Source organism: Jatrophihabitans sp. YIM 134969 (assembly GCF_054456675.1).
Map to the genome: position 1 here is coordinate 1 of NZ_JBTJEQ010000015.1, position 15,613 is coordinate 15,613.

Sequence of the window (15,613 nt, forward strand, 5' to 3'; positions counted from 1 at the left end):
CGCCGCTCCGAGGGCGCCGACCGCGGCGGGGCCGGCGGCGAGCAGGCCCGCGACGGCGGCGACCTTGCCCGCGCGTCCGGGTCGGAGGTCGAGCAGGTTGACCAGGTTGGCGGTGCCCGCGACCGCCACCGTGCGCACGATGCGGTCGGGCAGCGAGCGGGCGTGGGGGCCGACCGCCCACCACGCGGTCCCGCCGATCACGACGACCTTCACGACCCCGCCCGACACCCGCCCGGCGCGCAGCGCGGCGAGGTGGCCACGCAGACCCTTGTCGCCCCGGGCTTCGAGCCGCGGACCGACCAGGTCGTCGTACGCCCCGGCGCCTCCGGCCGCGATGGTGAGCGCAACCGCGTGGGGATCGGCGGCGACGCCGGCTCCGACTGCGGCGCCCAGCGCGGCGGCCACACCGCCGGTGAGGGTGACCTCCCGGTCACGGAAGTTGGTGCGACGCCAGCCGGGGACGTCCTCGAGCGCGGAACGGTCGACCGCCCGCAGCACCGCGAGGGCGGCGGACGCGGCCGCCGCCGCCGCGCCGGCCGCGCGGATCAACTGGTCAGCTTGGGGTACGGCGAGTCGGCGTTGGTCCCGATGCCGTAGGAGCCGACCTGGGCGCCCTCGGTGAGCGCGAGGACCGTCGAGATCCGGCCCATCGCCGTCCCGGAGTTGTCGACCGTCGAGATGGTCTTGTCCAGGGTGTCGTCGGCGCGGATCGTCGCGACCAGACCGGGGGTGGCGTTGGAGGCGGAGTCGCCCGCGACGACCGTCTTGGCGCCGGCCTGCTGGAAGGCGCTGACGAACGTGGCCTCCGACGTCCCGACCTTGGCATCACTCGGGGCACCGGTGCCGACGAACGCGACCAGGTCGGTCGGGGTGGGCTGCGCGGTGTCGGCGACCTCGAGCATCTGCAGCGAGGCGAACGCCGACACCGTCGTGGCGAGCTCGGTCTCCGTGCCCTTGCCGGTGAGCACGAACGCCAGCAGCGCCCCGCCCAGGGCGACGGCGTCGTCGGTGGCGGGCAGACGCAGGTCGCTCGGCTGGGTGCCGTTGGTGACCAGCGAGGTGATGTCGGCCGCACGGGCGGTGCTGAAGAAGTCGTTGGTCATCGTGATGGTGCCGGCGATCGTCCCGCCCGCGGAGGTGACCTCCTTGGCGATGTCGTCCTGCGCCGAGCCCGAGCCCGGCAGCACGACCACGAGGACCTTCTTGTCCTTGAGGGCGTCCTTGACGATGAGCGGCCCGAACTGTTCGACGAACGCGTTGGCGTCGCTGTTGGTCGACTGCGCGGTGTCGAGCTGCTGCTGGAGGTTCTTGGTGCTCTTGTTGGCGGCGTCGACCCGGTTGCGGAGGTCGTCGGTGATCGGGCCGTTGAGCGCGGTGGTCCCGACGACGATGCCGAGCGCCAGCGCGAGGAAGACCGCGACGATCGAGACGACGTGGTAGCGGAAGGAGATCACGAGAACAGGCCCTGTACCCAATCGATGAAGCGGTCCCAGTCGGCGCCGATGACGTCGAGGTAGGTCTGGCCGGCGGTGGAGACGGCGAGCGCCGCGCCGATCGCGATGAACGCCGCGAGGACGAGCACCACGAGCGACCAGGAGGAGATCCGACTGCGGTAGAGGCGGTTCACGCCCTTGGCGTCGATGAGCTTGCCGCCGAGGCGCAGCCGGGTGAGGTAGGTGGACGCGGCGCCGCCGCGCCCCTTGTCGAGGAACTCGTCGAGGCCGCTATGCGTGCCGACCGCGACGACCAGGCTCGCGCCCTTCTCGTCGGCCAGCAGCATCGCGATGTCCTCGCTGGTGCCGATGGTCGGGAAGGTGACGGCCTGGATGCCGAGGTCCTGCACCCGGGCGAGGCCCGGCGCGCGGCCGTCGGGGTAGGCGTGCACGATCACCTCGGCGCCGGAGCGCAGCACCTCGTCGCCGACCGAGTCCATGTCGCCGACGATGAGATCGGGCTTGTGCCCCGCCTCGCGCAGCGCGTCGGCGCCGCCGTCGACCCCGATGAGGATCGGGTGGAACTCGCGGATGTAGTTCTTCAGGGCCCGCAGGTCGGCCTCGTAGTCGTAGCCGCGCACGACGATGAGGACGTGGCGACCCTCGATCTTGGTCCTGATGTCGGGGACGCCGACGCCGTCGAGCAGCAGCGCCCGCTCGCGGCGCATGTACTCGATGGTGTTGGCGGCGAAGGCCTCGAGCTGGCTGGACAACCCGGCCTTGGCCTCGACCATGAGCCGGGCGACCGACTCCTGGTCCTGCACCGCGCCGACCGCGACCGGCTGGTCACCGAGGTAGACGGTGTCGCCCTCGATGCGGAGCCGGCTGCCTTCCTTGACCGCCTTGAAGATGCCCTCACCGACGTTGTCGATGAGCAGGATGCCGTGCTCGACGAGGCGTTCCGGGCCGAGGTTGGGGTACCGCCCGGTGATCGACGGCGACGCGTTGATGACCGCGGCGGGTTTGGCCGACACCAGCGTGTCGGCCGCGACCCGGTCGAGGTCGGCGTGGTCGATGACCGCGATGTCGCCCGGGTTGAGCCGGGTCACGAGTCGTTTGGTGCGTCGGTCGAGCCGCGCGGTCCCCGAGACGCCGGCCTCGGTGTCCGAGCGCCGACGCAGCGTGCCTGCGAGCCTCATGGGGGCCCATGCTGCCATCCGACGGCGCTTCCGCCGGGTTTCCGCGGGTGGGCCGGGCGCGTCGCGCGGCGGGGTCGGCGCGGCGTCGACGGGCGGTGGGGCGTCCACGGGGAGCCCGGCGTCGGCGGTCGGCTGCGCCTCGTCGGGCAGCTGGTCGCCGGGCCGCTGGTCGCCGGGCGGCTGGGACGTCACGGCGCGGGCACCGTGCGGGCCTGCTGGCCTGTCCACAACAGTTCCTCGGCGTGACGGCGGGCGGTGGGCGTGTCCTGCCCGGACAGCATGCGCGCCAGCTCGGACGTCCGGCCATCGGCTGCCAGAGCGACCACATCGGCCCGGGACACCGCGCCGTCGCCGCGGGTGACGACGACCTGACCGTCGCCGGCCGCCGCGACCTGCGCGAGGTGGGTGACCACGAGGACCTGGTGGTGGGAACCGAGCCGCGCCAACCGGGCCCCGACCTCGACCGCCGCGCGGCCGCCGACACCGGCGTCGACTTCGTCGAACACCAGCAGGGGCACCGGATCGGTCTCGGCGAGCACGGCCTCGAGCGCGAGCATCACCCGTGAGAGCTCGCCCCCGGACGCTCCGCGGTGGACGGGCAGGGCGGGAGCCTCCGGGTGCGGACGCAGCACGATGGCGATCTCGTCCGTGCCGTCCACCGTCGCGTGGACAACCTTCGAGTCGAGCTCGAGACTTCCGGTACCGGTCGGGTCCGGTTCTGGTCGTTGAGCCGCTCCGGCGTCCGGCGCGGTGCGGGGCGTGACGGTGACCTCGACGGCGGCGGCAGCCATGGCGAGGCCCGCCAATTCGGCCGTCACGGCCGCCGACAGCTTCCGCGCCGAGCGGGTGCGGGCCGCAGACAGCGCCGCCGCGGCGGTCGCGGCGGCGGTCCGGGCGGCGGTGGCCGTGGCCGCGAGGCCCGCGAGGGCCTCGTCGGAGACGTCGAGATCACCCAGGCGGGTGCGGGCGGCGTTGGCCCAGGCGAGGACACCGTCGACGCCGTCGGTCGGCGGGTCGGCGTAGGGGTCGGTGTAGCTGCGGACCAGGCCCGCGAGGGCGTGCCGTCGTTCCTGCACCCGCGCGAGCGCCAGCGGGTCGGCGCCCTCGGCGTCGAGGTCGGCCAGCAGCGCCGACAACTCGGTCCCGATGTCGGTCGCGGCCGCGGCGAGCCCCGCGAGCTGCTGGGAGAGCCCGGTGATCCGCGGGTCGGCGTCGCCGACGCCGGCGTGGTCGAGCGCCCAGCGGGCCCGGCCAAGCAGGGTGGCGACGTCGACCCCACTGCCCGCCGGGTCGTCCGGGTCACCGGCCACGGCGTCGTGCGCGGTGTGCGCGGCCTCCCGCAGGGCGTCGAGGTGACCGAGCCGTTCCTCGCGCGTGGCCAGTTCGAGGTCCTCCCCGGGTTGAGGCGCGGCCCGCTCGATCTCGCTGAGGCCATGCCGGAGGAAGTCCGCCTCCCGCCGCAACTCCCCCGCCCGGGCGCGCCGGTCACGCAGGGCCTGCTCGGCGTCGCGCCACCGGGCGTACGCCTCGGACCAGCGAGCGGCGGTCGCGGCGAACGCACGGTCGTGCGCCGCGGCGAAGCGGTCGAGCGAGGCCCGCTGCTCCGCCGGACGGGTGAGACGCAGCTGGTCGGTCTGGCCGTGCACGGCGACGACGTCGGCGGCGAGGTCGGACAGCACGCCGACCGGCACCGGCGCACCGCCCGCGAACGCGCGCGAACGACCGTTCGCCGCCACGACCCGGCGCAGGGTGAGCGTGCCGTCGTCGTCGAGGTCACCGCCGGCGTCGAGGACCCGACGCACCGCGGGGTGGTCGGCGGACAGGGCCAACCGACCGTCGACCACGGCGCGTTCGGCCCCGGGCCGCACCCGCTGGGCCTCGGCCCGGCCACCGAACAGCAACAGCAGGGCCGTGACGACCATGGTCTTGCCGGCCCCGGTCTCGCCGGTCAGGACGGTGAGACCCGGCCCGAGCCGGAGTTCGGCGTCGGCGATGACCCCGAGGTCGCGGATGCGCAGCTCCACCAGCGCCGCCGGCCCGCGCGCCGTGTCGTGGGGCGCGGGGGCGGTCGACATGCCGTGAGGCACGGGGTCGGTCGCCGTGTCGTCGGGCGCGAGGTCGGTCGCCGTGTCGTCGGGCGCGAGGTCGGTCGCGGTGGGCGTAAAGCCCTTCGCGGGGGTGATGGGCGCGGAGCCGGTCGCGGTGGCGGTGGGCGCCACCGTCTGCGCCCGGACCTCCCGCGCAGCGGTCGTCTCCCGGGCGGCACTCGTGCGAGGGGCGGTCTTCCTCGCGGTGGTCTTCCTCGCGGCGGGCATCGTCAGGCGGCCCCGGATCAGCTCGAGCTCTCGTCGCGGAACCCACGGACCGGGATCCCGAACTTCGCGACCAAGCGTTCGGCGAAGGTGTCGCCGAGCAGCCGCGCCACCATCACCGGCTGCGGCGACTTGCGGATGCGCACCTTCGACCCCGGGGGCAACGGCACCGAACGCCGACCGTCGCACGACAGCACGCCCGGGAAGTCGGTGCGCAGCAGGTCCATCTCGACGACGGACTCCGGCGACAACACCAGCGGCCGACTGAAGACGGCGTGGGCGGCGTTGGGGACGACGAGCAGGGCGTCGACGTCGGGCCAGACGATCGGCCCGCCGGCCGAGAAGGCGTAGGCGGTCGAGCCGGTGGGGGTCGCGCACAGCACGCCGTCGCACCCGAAGCGCAGCACCGGCCGGTCGTCGACCGAGACGGCGAGCTCGAGCAACCGCTCGCGGGAGCTCTTCTCGACCGACGCCTCGTTCAGCGCCCAGGTCCGGGCCGCGACCTGGCCGTCGACGACGACCTCGACCTCGAGCGTCACGCGGCGGTCGACGGTGTAGAGGCAGCCTGCGATCGCGTCGAGCGCCGCCTCGAGCTCGTGCGGTTCGGCCTCGGCGAGGAACCCGACGTGCCCGAGGTTGACGCCGAGCAGCGGCGTGCCGAACGGGTGGACCAACTCGCAGGCCCGCAGGAACGTGCCGTCGCCGCCGAAGACCAGGGCGAACTCGGCGCCCTGCGCCGCGTCCGCCTCCTCGACGATGTCGACCTCGCCGGTCATCCCGGCGTCGGCGGCTTCGTCGGCGAGCATCCGGATCCGGAACCCCCGCTCGATGAGGCCCTTGGCGGCGTCGCGGGTGCGGTCGGCGACGTCCTGCCGGCCGGTGTGGGCGATCAACAGCACCCGGCGTTCGCGCGCGTCCTCGCTCATCGAGCCTCCTGCACGATCCGGCCCAGGACGTCGTCGCCCAGGTCCACGGCGTCCGTCGGGTCCGACGTCAGCCACACGAAGAATTCCAGATTGCCCGCCGGGCCGGGCAGCGCGCTCGGTACCGCCGCGACGGGGGTCCAGCCGAGGGCCCGGGCACTGGTCACGATGCCCAGCACCGCGTCGACCCGGTCGGCGGCGTCGCGCACCACGCCACCCCGGGGCAGGCGGGCGCGACCGACCTCGAACTGCGGTTTGACCATGAGCACCATCTGCCCCGCGGGCCGCACCAGAGCGGCGAGGTCGGCCAGGACGGTGCGCAGCGAGATGAAAGACAGGTCGGCGACCAGCAGGTCGACCGGGCCGCCGACCACCGCCGGGTCGAGCCCGCGGACCGACACACCCTCGTGGTCGCCGACCCGTGCGTCGGCGCGCACCGACGGCGCCAACTGGTCGTGCCCGACGTCGACCGCCTCGACCCGACGCGCCCCCCGGCCGAGCAGGACCTCGGTGAACCCACCCGTCGACGCTCCGGCGTCGAGGCACCGCGAGCCCGCCACCGGCACTCCGGGCGCGCGGTCCCGGGCGAACGCCGACAACGCGCGGTCCAGCTTGACCGCGCCGCGCGACACCCAGTCGACCTCGCCCGGCGCGTCCTCGTCACCACCGTCGACGTCGACCACCTGCGCAGCTCCGACCGGCTGTGACGCGCGCTTCGCGACCCGCCCGCCCACGCTGACGCGTCCGGCGGCCACGAGCTTGGCCGCGTGGGTGCGAGACCGCGCGAGCCCCCGACTGACGAGCGCGACGTCCAACCGCTGCGTCGCCGTCCCCTCGGCCGGGTCCACCGGATCCACCGGGTCCACCGGATCCACCGGATCCACCGGGTCCACCGGCCCGGTCGTGGCGTTCGACGCCGCGACCGGCGCGGGTCGCGTCACCTCAGCCACCCCGCTCGACCCGGTCGAGGGTGGTGCGCAGCGCGTCGTGGGCCTGTTCGAGCCCCGCCACCTCGTCGTCGTCGGGCACCCGCGGACCGCCGTCAGGATTCGGGACCCCGGCCCGCGCCCGCGCCATCGCGTCCTCCACCGCTGCGAGGTCGCGGCGCACAGGGTCGCCGGGGACGGGCGCGTCACCCGCGCCGGTCGTTCCGTCACCCGCGCTCACCGGGGCGGCGGGGGTCGGACCGGTCGGGGTCGCGGGAGTGGGAGCCGGTTCGCCGGCCGCGGTGGGTTCCGACCCGTTGCCGGCCACGGTCTCATCGGACACCGTCGTCCACCCCTTCCGTCGTCACGCACTCGTCGTCGGTGGTGCCGGTTCCGCCTCCGGTAACGTCCGCGTCCGGCGGGTCCGACACCCGCCGCCACAGTAGTGAGCCCGACCGACATCCCCGCGCGACCGCGCCCGGACGTCGCGGGCCCGACCCTCGGAGGCGACGCGCCGGTGGCGACCAAGCAGGAGTGCGAAGCGGCGTTCGCGCGACTGGCGGACATGCTCGGTCAGGTCGACGAGAAGACCCGCAAGAAGGTCGTCCTGGACCGGACCATCGCTGCCACCATCACCGATCTCGACACCGTCTTCCAGGGCCGCCTGCGCGACGGCGGACTGCACGACATCCACGAGGTCGCCCAGGCCGACGCGCAGATCAAGCTCGCGATGGCCAGCGACACCCTGGTCGCGCTGACCGACGGCTCGCTCGGCTTCGCCTCCGCGTGGGCTTCCGGCAAGCTCAAGGTCGACGCCAGCGTCTTCGACCTGCTCAAGCTCCGCGCGTTGTTCTGACCCCGCCGGGCCCACCCGCGGCCAACCCCCACGCCGCCAGGACCCGTTCCGCCTCCGCGTCGTCGGCGACCACCACCGCATCGACCCCGGGGGCGCCCGCACCACCGGCCTCCGGTGCCGTGTCGACCGTGCGCCACACCGCGGGCGCGACCAGCCGCAGCGCGTCGAGCGCGTCGTCGCCCGACCCCGCCTGCCCCGCCCCCGACCTGGCGAGACGCACCTGGCCGTCGGCGAGGGTCGCCCGCCACCGCCCGACCTCGAGCGCGCTCGTCGCCGGATCCGACCAGTCCACCTCTGGGTGGGTGGTCAACAGCCCCCCGACGTCGCGGGCCAGGTGGTCCGGGCGCTCCCCCGGCCCGGCGCCCAGGACACCCACGGCGTCCGTGACCCCCGACAGCACCAGCAGGCTCGGCGCCCCGGCCCGCACAGCTCCCTCGACGTCGGTGTCCAGCCGGTCGCCGACCACCAGCGGGTTCGCCGCGGCGGACCGGTCGACCGACTCCAGGTGCATCGTCGGGTCGGGTTTGCCCGTGGACTCCGGCGTGAAGCCGAACGCGAACTGCAGCACGTGGACCAGCGCTCCGTTGCCCGGCAGCGGTCCGCGCTCGCTCGGGATTGTCCGGTCCAGGTTGGTGGCGACCCACCGCGCTCCGGCCCGGATCGCCACAGCCGCCTCGGCGAGCAGCGTCCAGCCGACCTCCGGCGCGAAACCCTGGACGACCGCCGCGACCGGCTCGCCGGAGTCGGGGTCGACCGCGGTCGAGACCGGCCGCAGACCGCGGTCGGTCACCGCACCGCGGAGACCCTCGCCGCCCACCACCAACACGGCGGAACCGGGCGGGAGCAGCTCGGCGAGGTGGCGGGCGGCGGCTTGGGCCGACGTGGTGACCTCGTCGGCGGTCGCCGCCACGCCCATCCCCCGCAAGCGGTCGGCCACGGCCGACGCCGTACGGGAGGCGTTGTTGGTGACGAACGCGAGCCGCATCCCGGCCGACCGAGCCGTCTCCAGCGCCTCCGGTGCGCCCGGGACCGGACGGTCGCCGACGTAGACCACCCCGTCGAGGTCGAGCAGCGCCACGTCGTGGAGCTCGGTCAGGGGGCGCTTCGAACCGCGCAGTCGGTGACTCACCCGGCCAGCTTGGCAGGTCCCCCTGACCCGCCCGCACCGGTCGCGCCCGCGGCCGCCGATAGCATCGCCGCTCGTGACCGACGCTGCGGCTCCTCGTCCTCCGGCCTCCGCCGGACTGTCCCTCGCGCCCTTCCGGGCGCGGCGGTACACCGACACCGCACACCTGGCCCAGTTGCTCTCGCCGCCCTACGACGTCATCGACGACGCGGAGCGAGCCGCACTGGTCGCCGGGAACGCCGACAACGTCGTGACCGTGATCCTCCCCCGCACCGACGACGGTTCCGACCCGTACAGCGGGGCGGCCGACACCCTCGCCGGCTGGAGCGCCGAGGACGACGGGCCGGTCATGGCGGTCGACGCCGAACCCGCGCTCTACGTCTACGAGATGAGCACCGGCGAGGCGACCACGCGCGGCGTGGTCGGTGCGGTGACGCTGCACGACCCCTCCGACGGCGTGATCCTCCCCCACGAGAACGTCATGGCGGGGCCGGTGGCCGACCGCCTGGCGCTCATGGAGGCGACCGACGCGAACCTCGAGCCGATCTACCTCGTCTACCCCGGCGGCGGTGCGACCAGCGACCTCGTGGCCGCGGTCGACCGCACGGACAGCTCCGCGCGCGAGCTCGCGAACGTCACCACACCGGATGGTGTGACCCACCGGCTGTGGGCGGTGACGGATCCGGAGGCCCACGCCGCCGTCGCGGCGGACCTCTCGCAGCACACCGCGGTCATCGCCGACGGACACCACCGCTACGCCACGTACCGCGAGCTGCAGGCGCGACGGACCGCCGAGCATGGCGCCGGGCCGTGGGACCGCGGCCTGACGCTGCTGGTCGACACCTCCACGTACGGCGCGCAGGTGGAGGCAATCCACCGCGTGATCCCCGGGGTCGACCTCGGCGAAGCCGTCCGCCGCCTCGAGCGGGAGAGCGACGGTCCGGATCTCACGGTCACGCCGGTGGACGACGCCCTCGCCGCCCTGCACGAGATCGAGCAGCGCCCGGACTCCGCGACCGGCGCTGCGGTGGTGCTGACGGACGCGGGTGGCGCGGTGGTCGTCGAGGGGCTGCGCTCGCCCACCGAGGAGCTGGGTTCGGACCTCGACGTGGTGGCGGTGCACCGCGACCTCATCGAGCGCCGGCTCGGCGTCGCGGACACGGTCGAGACGGTGCGCTACGCACACGACGTGGACGAGGCGGTGCAACTGGCGGCGGAGACCGGCGGTGTGGCGGTGTTGCTCCGACCGACGCCGGTCGAAGCCGTCATGGCCGTGGCTCGAGCCGGCGGCCGGATGCCGCGCAAGTCGACCCTGTTCGTTCCGAAGCCCGCATCGGGGTTGGTCATCCGGCGCTTCGCCGACGAGCAACCCGAGTCCTGACCGCACGACGCCCCGTCGGTCAGGCCGAGGCCCGTGTGGTGCTGCGCCGCACCGCGGTGACGCGGTCGACAACCACCTCGTAACGGCTGGCGGGCCCACCCGCCGAGCGCCAGAACCGGCGGGTCAACATGCCGCTGACCTCGATCGGTGACCCGACCGCGAGCCGCTCGAGCCGCTGGGCGACCTTCGGCAGACCGGTCGAGCAGTCGACAGCATCGACCACACGCCGGGACGCTTCACCCGCTCTCGCGGTGCGGCCGGTCGGGCGCTCCACGGTGACCCGGAACCGCCACAACGGATCACCGCTGGGGAGTTCGACGGGTTCTGGGCCGGCGGTCAGCCGGCCGCAGAGGACGACGGTGTTCTGCCACGGCACAGCGGCATCGGGCCGGGCGGACTCCGCGGTGGCGGTTCGGGGACTCATGCCGACCAGCCTGGGCGATCCGCGGTCGCCGTGGTGGGGTCAGCCGCGATCTGTGGACAACCGTCCACCGTCCACAGATCGCGGGCCCCGACCTCAGGTCGAGGTCCAGAGCCGACGTCAGGTCAGAGCAGGTTGGCGGCGCGGTCCGCGGCGTCGGTGACGCCGTCGCGGTCCAGACCGGCGGCCTGGCCGAACCAGTTCGCGGCCTCGTCACGCCGGCCGGCGGACTCGAGCGCGTCGGCGTAGGCGTACCAGAGCCGCACCGACAGTTCGGGCTCACGCCGACGCGTCAGGTCCTCACGCTCGAGCACCGCGAGCGCCGCGTCGGCGGAGCCCAGGTCGCGCCGGACACCCGCCATCACCACCGCGAGCTCGACGTGGGTGGCGGCGTCGAGACGCTTACCCCGCAAGCTCTCGGCGAGCTTGAGCGCCGCCTGCGGCCGACCGAGAGCACGCTCGGTGTCCATCAGCAACGGGATGAGGTAGTACTCGCCGCTCATCCGGTGCGCGGCCCGCAGCTCGGTGAGGGCCTCGGTCCACTCCTCGGCCCGGTACGCGGCGATCCCCACGGCCTCGCGCACCACCGCGACGCGCGCGGCGTGAGCGCGGGCAGCGCGGGCGTGCGCGAGGGCGGTCTGGGGGTCGTCGTCCAGCAGCTCGGCAGCGGCGGCGAGGTGGCCACCGACCTCCTCCGCGGCGCGCGCGGACAACGATCGCAGCGCCGAACGCACCGAGGGGTCCAGTTCCGCACTGCGCGCCCACGACGGGATCTCCAGACGCGGGGCGGGCTCGAACGTCTCCCGGGGTTCGGACGGACGGGACTGACCGCGTGCTCCACGACGGTCGTCACCACGGGAGTCCGAGCGCCGTTCCGGCCGTGCTCCTCGCGCAGAGTCCGTTCCGCGTGCCGGGTTCGGTCCGCCGCGGCGAGAGTCACCGCGCGTGTCGCCACGACGCTCCGGGCGGGGACCCCGCGTGCTGTCCGCACCGCCACGACGCGGATCGCCGTCCCGGCGACCCGCGGGTGCGGGACGGCTGGAACCAGAACGCGGACCGGCGCCACGTGTGGCGTCGCGGTCACCGCGACCGAGAGCTCCACGACCGCCGGCACCGGACAGGCGCCCACCGGAACCGCCGGTGCGGTCACCACCGCCGGACGGACGGCCGCCGTACCCGCCGGTGCGATCACCGCTGGCGGGACGTCCGCCCGTGGAGCCCGGACGACTGCCCGAGCGATCGCGGGCTGCGCCGCCCGCGGGGCGACCTGAGCGGTCCCCCGCGCCACCACGTGGCCCACCCCCGGTGCGGTCCGAGCCGGCTCGGCCGCCACGCGAATCGGAGTTGCGTGCGCCTCCGGACGTCGGACGGGCCGGTCGCTGGGAGCGGTCCGGACGGGTGGTGCGGTCGCGGCGCGGGTCGTCGTCGCGGCGGTCCTCGGGCTGGGTCATGGTGTGCGGGGTCCTCGTTCGTGAGATGCAGCAGTGTCCGTGGATGCCGGTCGATGGCGACGTCGGCGCGGTGACGCTGTGGAAGTGTGGGTCGAGCAATGGAACAACACCGGGCGTCGAACAATGCCCGGAAAACACAAAAGCCGCCCCGAAGGGCGGCTTTTGCGAAGGTGTGTCCGGCGGCGTCCTACTCTCCCACACAGTCACCCGTGCAGTACCATCGGCGCTGAGAGGCTTAGCTTCCGGGTTCGGGATGGGACCGGGCGTTTCCCTCTCGCTATGACCACCGAAACTCTATGGAGATGTGTCCGGCTACTCGGACCCGCATCGACCCGAAAGGTCGACGAGGGAGCGAACCCGACCGTATCTCGGGAACTGCTCAGTGGACGCGAGCCCTCTCGAAAGAGGATTGTAGGCAAGTCCTCGGCCTATTAGTACCGGTCAGCTCCACGTGTTGCCACGCTTCCACCTCCGGCCTATCAACCCGGTGGTCTAGCCGGGGGCCTTACTCCATAACGGATGGGAGATCTCATCTTGAAGCGAGCTTCCCGCTTAGATGCTTTCAGCGGTTATCCCTTCCGAACGTAGCCAACCAGCGGTGCTCCTGGCGGAACAACTGGCACACCAGAGGTTCGTCCGTCCCGGTCCTCTCGTACTAGGGACAGCCCTTCTCAAATCTCCTGCGCGCGCGGCGGATAGGGACCGAACTGTCTCACGACGTTCTAAACCCAGCTCGCGTGCCGCTTTAATGGGCGAACAGCCCAACCCTTGGGACCGACTCCAGCCCCAGGATGCGACGAGCCGACATCGAGGTGCCAAACCATCCCGTCGATATGGACTCTTGGGGAAGATCAGCCTGTTATCCCCGGGGTACCTTTTATCCGTTGAGCGACACCGCTTCCACATGCCGGTGCCGGATCACTAGTCCCAGCTTTCGCTCCTGCTCGACGTGTCAGTCTCACAGTCAAGCTCCCTTGTGCACTTGCACTCAACACCTGATTGCCAACCAGGCTGAGGGAACCTTTGGGCGCCTCCGTTACATTTTGGGAGGCAACCGCCCCAGTTAAACTACCCACCTGACACTGTCCCTGATCCGGATCACGGACCGAGGTTAGACATCCAATTCGAACAGAGTGGTATTTCAACGATGACTCCACCGACACTGGCGTGCCGACTTCACAGTCTCCCACCTATCCTACACAATCCGAACCGAACACCAATATCAAGCTATAGTAAAGGTCCCGGGGTCTTTCCGTCCTGCCGCGCGTAACGAGCATCTTTACTCGTAGTGCAATTTCGCCGAGTCCATGGTTGAGACAGTCGAGAAGTCGTTACGCCATTCGTGCAGGTCGGAACTTACCCGACAAGGAATTTCGCTACCTTAGGATGGTTATAGTTACCACCGCCGTTTACTGGGGCTTAAATTCTGAGCTTCGCTCCGAAGAGCTGACCCGTCCTCTTAACCTTCCAGCACCGGGCAGGCGTCAGTCCGTATACATCGTCTTGCAACTTCGCACGGACCTGTGTTTTTAGTAAACAGTCGCTTCTCGCTGGTCTCTGCGGCCGGCCCACGCTCACGGATGCAAGATCCGATCACGCGAACTGGCCCCCCTTCTCCCGAAGTTACGGGGGCATTTTGCCGAGTTCCTTAACCATGGTTCTCTCGATCGCCTTGGTATTCTCTACCTGACCACCTGTGTCGGTTTGGGGTACGGGCCGCTCAGAGCTCGCTAGAGGCTTTTCTCGGCAGCATAGGATCATCGAATTCGCCTCAATCGGCTATGCGTCGCGTCTCAGGCATTGTTGTGCGGATTTGCCTACACAACGCCCTACACGCTTACCCCGGTATATCCACTGACCGGTACGACTACCTTCCTGCGTCACCCCATCGCTTGCCTACTACCAGTTCGGGTCGTGTGTTCCACCGAGATCGTCCCGAAGGACTCACCGGCTTCAGACACTTAGCATTACTGGGTTCAGCATGGGCGCTCTTTCGCGGGTACGGGAATATCAACCCGTTGTCCATCGACTACGCCTGTCGGCCTCGCCTTAGGTCCCGACTTACCCTGGGCGGATTAGCCTGGCCCAGGAACCCTTGGTCATTCGGCGGGCGAGTTTCTCACTCGCCTTTCGCTACTCATGCCTGCATTCTCACTCGTGTGCCGTCCACGGCTGGGTTACCCCGCCGCTTCTTCCGGCACACGACGCTCCCCTACCCATCCACGTACCTGGCCGGCGATCCGAAGAACGACGACAGGCTGACACGTGAATGACACAGCTTCGGCGGTGTGCTTGAGCCCCGCTACATTGTCGGCGCAGAACCACTTGACCAGTGAGCTATTACGCACTCTTTAAAGGGTGGCTGCTTCTAAGCCAACCTCCTGGTTGTCTGTGCGACTCCACATCCTTTCCCACTTAGCACACGCTTAGGGGCCTTAGCTGGTGTTCTGGGTTGTTTCCCTCTCGACTACGAACCTTATCGCCCGCAGTCTCACTGCCGCGCTCTCACTTACCGGCATTCGGAGTTTGGCTGATTTCGGTAAGCTTGTGGGCCCCCTAGACCATCCAGTAGCTCTACCTCCGGCAAGAAACACGCGACGCTGCACCTAAATGCATTTCGGGGAGAACCAGCTATCACCGAGTTTGATTGGCCTTTCACCCCTACCCACAGCTCATCCCCTCAGTTTTCAACCTAAGTGGGTTCGGTCCTCCACGCGGTCTTACCCGCGCTTCAACCTGGCCATGGGTAGATCACTCGGCTTCGGGTCTAGAGCACGCGACTGTATCGCCCTGTTCGGACTCGCTTTCGCTACGGCTTCCCCTCACGGGTTAACCTCGCCACGTACCGCTAACTCGCAGGCTCATTCTTCAAAAGGCACGCGGTCACGACTGCACGCAAGGTGCAGCGACGCTCCCACGGCTTGTAAGCGCACGGTTTCAGGTACTATTTCACTCCCCTCCCGGGGTACTTTTCACCTTTCCCTCACGGTACTTGTCCGCTATCGGTCACCAGGGAATATTTAGGCTTAGCGGGTGGTCCCGCCAGATTCACAGCGAATTTCACGGGCTCGCTGCTACTTGGGATGACGCAAAAGGAGGCATCGAGTTTTCGTCTACGGGGGTATCACCCTCTGTGCCGAACCTTCCCAGGTTCTTCGACTAACTACGATGCTTTCTGACTCCTCGCTGATCTAGCAGAATCAGCAATGCGGTCCCACAACCCCGATTACACAACGCCTGCCAGCTATCACGTGTACTCGGTTTGGCCTGTTCCGATTTCGCTCGCCACTACTCTCGGAATCGCGGTTGCTTTCTCTTCCTGTGGGTACTGAGATGTTTCACTTCCCCACGTTCCCTCCACTCACCCTATGTGTTCAGGTGAGGGTGACAAGACATGACTCTTGCCGGGTTTCCCCATTCGGAAATCCTCGGATCACAGCTCGATCGACAGCTCCCCGAGGCTTATCGCAGTCCTCTACGTCCTTCTTCGGTTCCTGGTGCCAAGGCATCCACCGTGCGCCCTTATCAACTTGGCCACAAAGATGCTCGCGTCCACTGTGCAGTTCTCAAGGTACGGGCGGCACG

At 70.7% G+C, this 15,613-nt stretch carries 11 protein-coding genes, 2 rRNA genes and 1 pseudogene; 2 read left to right on the forward strand and 12 right to left on the reverse strand.

Translation table 11 applies throughout. The features are described from left to right. From ACXR2U_RS09820 to ACXR2U_RS09850, 7 genes and pseudogenes are all read right to left on the reverse strand, one after another. Nucleotides 1-549, reverse strand: a pseudogene (locus ACXR2U_RS09820) (hypothetical protein); the annotation flags it as partial. Continuing rightward, on the reverse strand, nucleotides 546-1,454 hold the full coding sequence (locus ACXR2U_RS09825) for a copper transporter (protein WP_458824804.1): 909 nt from the start codon (nucleotides 1,452-1,454) through the stop codon (nucleotides 546-548). The pseudogene ACXR2U_RS09820 and the gene ACXR2U_RS09825, both read right to left, overlap by 4 nt. Further along, a complete protein-coding gene (gene steA / locus ACXR2U_RS09830) occupies nucleotides 1,451-2,632 on the reverse strand; it encodes a putative cytokinetic ring protein SteA (RefSeq protein ID WP_458824806.1) in 1,182 nt (393 codons plus the stop codon). The genes ACXR2U_RS09825 and steA overlap by 4 nt, the downstream gene beginning before the upstream one ends. Nucleotides 2,633-2,820: 188 nt before the next feature. After that, nucleotides 2,821-4,851: a DNA repair protein RecN gene (recN, locus tag ACXR2U_RS09835; RefSeq protein ID WP_458824807.1), complete on the reverse strand. Its 2,031-nt coding sequence runs from the start codon at nucleotides 4,849-4,851 to the stop codon at nucleotides 2,821-2,823. Between the two features lie 113 nt (nucleotides 4,852-4,964). Then, the gene (locus tag ACXR2U_RS09840; RefSeq protein WP_458824808.1) at nucleotides 4,965-5,870 is read right to left on the reverse strand and encodes an NAD kinase; all 906 of its coding nucleotides are present in this window, start codon (nucleotides 5,868-5,870) and stop codon (nucleotides 4,965-4,967) included. Beyond that, complete coding sequence (locus ACXR2U_RS09845) at nucleotides 5,867-6,808, reverse strand: TlyA family RNA methyltransferase (protein ID WP_458824809.1); 942 nt, start codon at nucleotides 6,806-6,808, stop codon at nucleotides 5,867-5,869. The genes ACXR2U_RS09840 and ACXR2U_RS09845 overlap by 4 nt, the downstream gene beginning before the upstream one ends. A 1-nt stretch (nucleotide 6,809) precedes the next feature. Next, complete coding sequence (locus tag ACXR2U_RS09850; protein WP_458824811.1) at nucleotides 6,810-7,136, reverse strand: hypothetical protein; 327 nt, start codon at nucleotides 7,134-7,136, stop codon at nucleotides 6,810-6,812. Between the two features lie 102 nt (nucleotides 7,137-7,238). On the opposite strand from ACXR2U_RS09850, the gene ACXR2U_RS09855 reads away from it, so the two are divergent. Next, complete coding sequence (locus ACXR2U_RS09855) at nucleotides 7,239-7,649, forward strand: SCP2 sterol-binding domain-containing protein (protein ID WP_458824813.1); 411 nt, start codon at nucleotides 7,239-7,241, stop codon at nucleotides 7,647-7,649. Here the strand turns inward: ACXR2U_RS09855 and ACXR2U_RS09860 are convergent. Continuing rightward, nucleotides 7,627-8,778 carry an HAD-IIA family hydrolase gene (locus tag ACXR2U_RS09860; RefSeq protein ID WP_458824814.1) on the reverse strand — a complete coding sequence of 384 codons (1,152 nt, stop codon included), beginning with the start codon at nucleotides 8,776-8,778 and terminating at the stop codon, nucleotides 7,627-7,629. The two genes, ACXR2U_RS09855 and ACXR2U_RS09860, sit on opposite strands and share 23 nt — an antisense overlap. A gap of 73 nt (nucleotides 8,779-8,851) precedes the next feature. Here ACXR2U_RS09860 and ACXR2U_RS09865 point away from each other — a divergent pair, with 73 nt between their 5' ends. Further along, nucleotides 8,852-10,156: a DUF1015 family protein gene (locus ACXR2U_RS09865; protein WP_458824816.1), complete on the forward strand. Its 1,305-nt coding sequence runs from the start codon at nucleotides 8,852-8,854 to the stop codon at nucleotides 10,154-10,156. Between the two features lie 19 nt (nucleotides 10,157-10,175). Here ACXR2U_RS09865 and ACXR2U_RS09870 read toward each other — a convergent pair whose 3' ends face one another. The 4 genes from ACXR2U_RS09870 to ACXR2U_RS09885 form a co-directional block, all read right to left on the reverse strand. Further along, nucleotides 10,176-10,580 carry a single-stranded DNA-binding protein gene (locus ACXR2U_RS09870; protein ID WP_458824818.1) on the reverse strand — a complete coding sequence of 135 codons (405 nt, stop codon included), beginning with the start codon at nucleotides 10,578-10,580 and terminating at the stop codon, nucleotides 10,176-10,178. A gap of 122 nt (nucleotides 10,581-10,702) precedes the next feature. Continuing rightward, nucleotides 10,703-11,311, reverse strand: coding sequence for a hypothetical protein (locus ACXR2U_RS09875; RefSeq protein WP_458824820.1), 609 nt, complete (start codon nucleotides 11,309-11,311; stop codon nucleotides 10,703-10,705). An 891-nt stretch (nucleotides 11,312-12,202) separates the two neighbouring features. Beyond that, nucleotides 12,203-12,319: ribosomal RNA gene (gene rrf, locus ACXR2U_RS09880) — 5S ribosomal RNA — on the reverse strand. A gap of 120 nt (nucleotides 12,320-12,439) precedes the next feature. Then, a 23S ribosomal RNA gene (locus tag ACXR2U_RS09885) occupies nucleotides 12,440-15,564 on the reverse strand. Nucleotides 15,565-15,613 lie beyond the last annotated feature (49 nt).

What these genes read in the sequence shown, in the direction of transcription:
- ACXR2U_RS09870 (WP_458824818.1), bottom strand. Translation starts at nt 10,580, where the DNA reads ATGAGTCCCCGAACCGCCACCGCGGAGTCCGCCCGGCCCGATGCCGCT.
- steA (WP_458824806.1), bottom strand. Translation starts at nt 2,632, where the DNA reads ATGAGGCTCGCAGGCACGCTGCGTCGGCGCTCGGACACCGAGGCCGGC.
- ACXR2U_RS09840 (WP_458824808.1), bottom strand. Translation starts at nt 5,870, where the DNA reads ATGAGCGAGGACGCGCGCGAACGCCGGGTGCTGTTGATCGCCCACACC.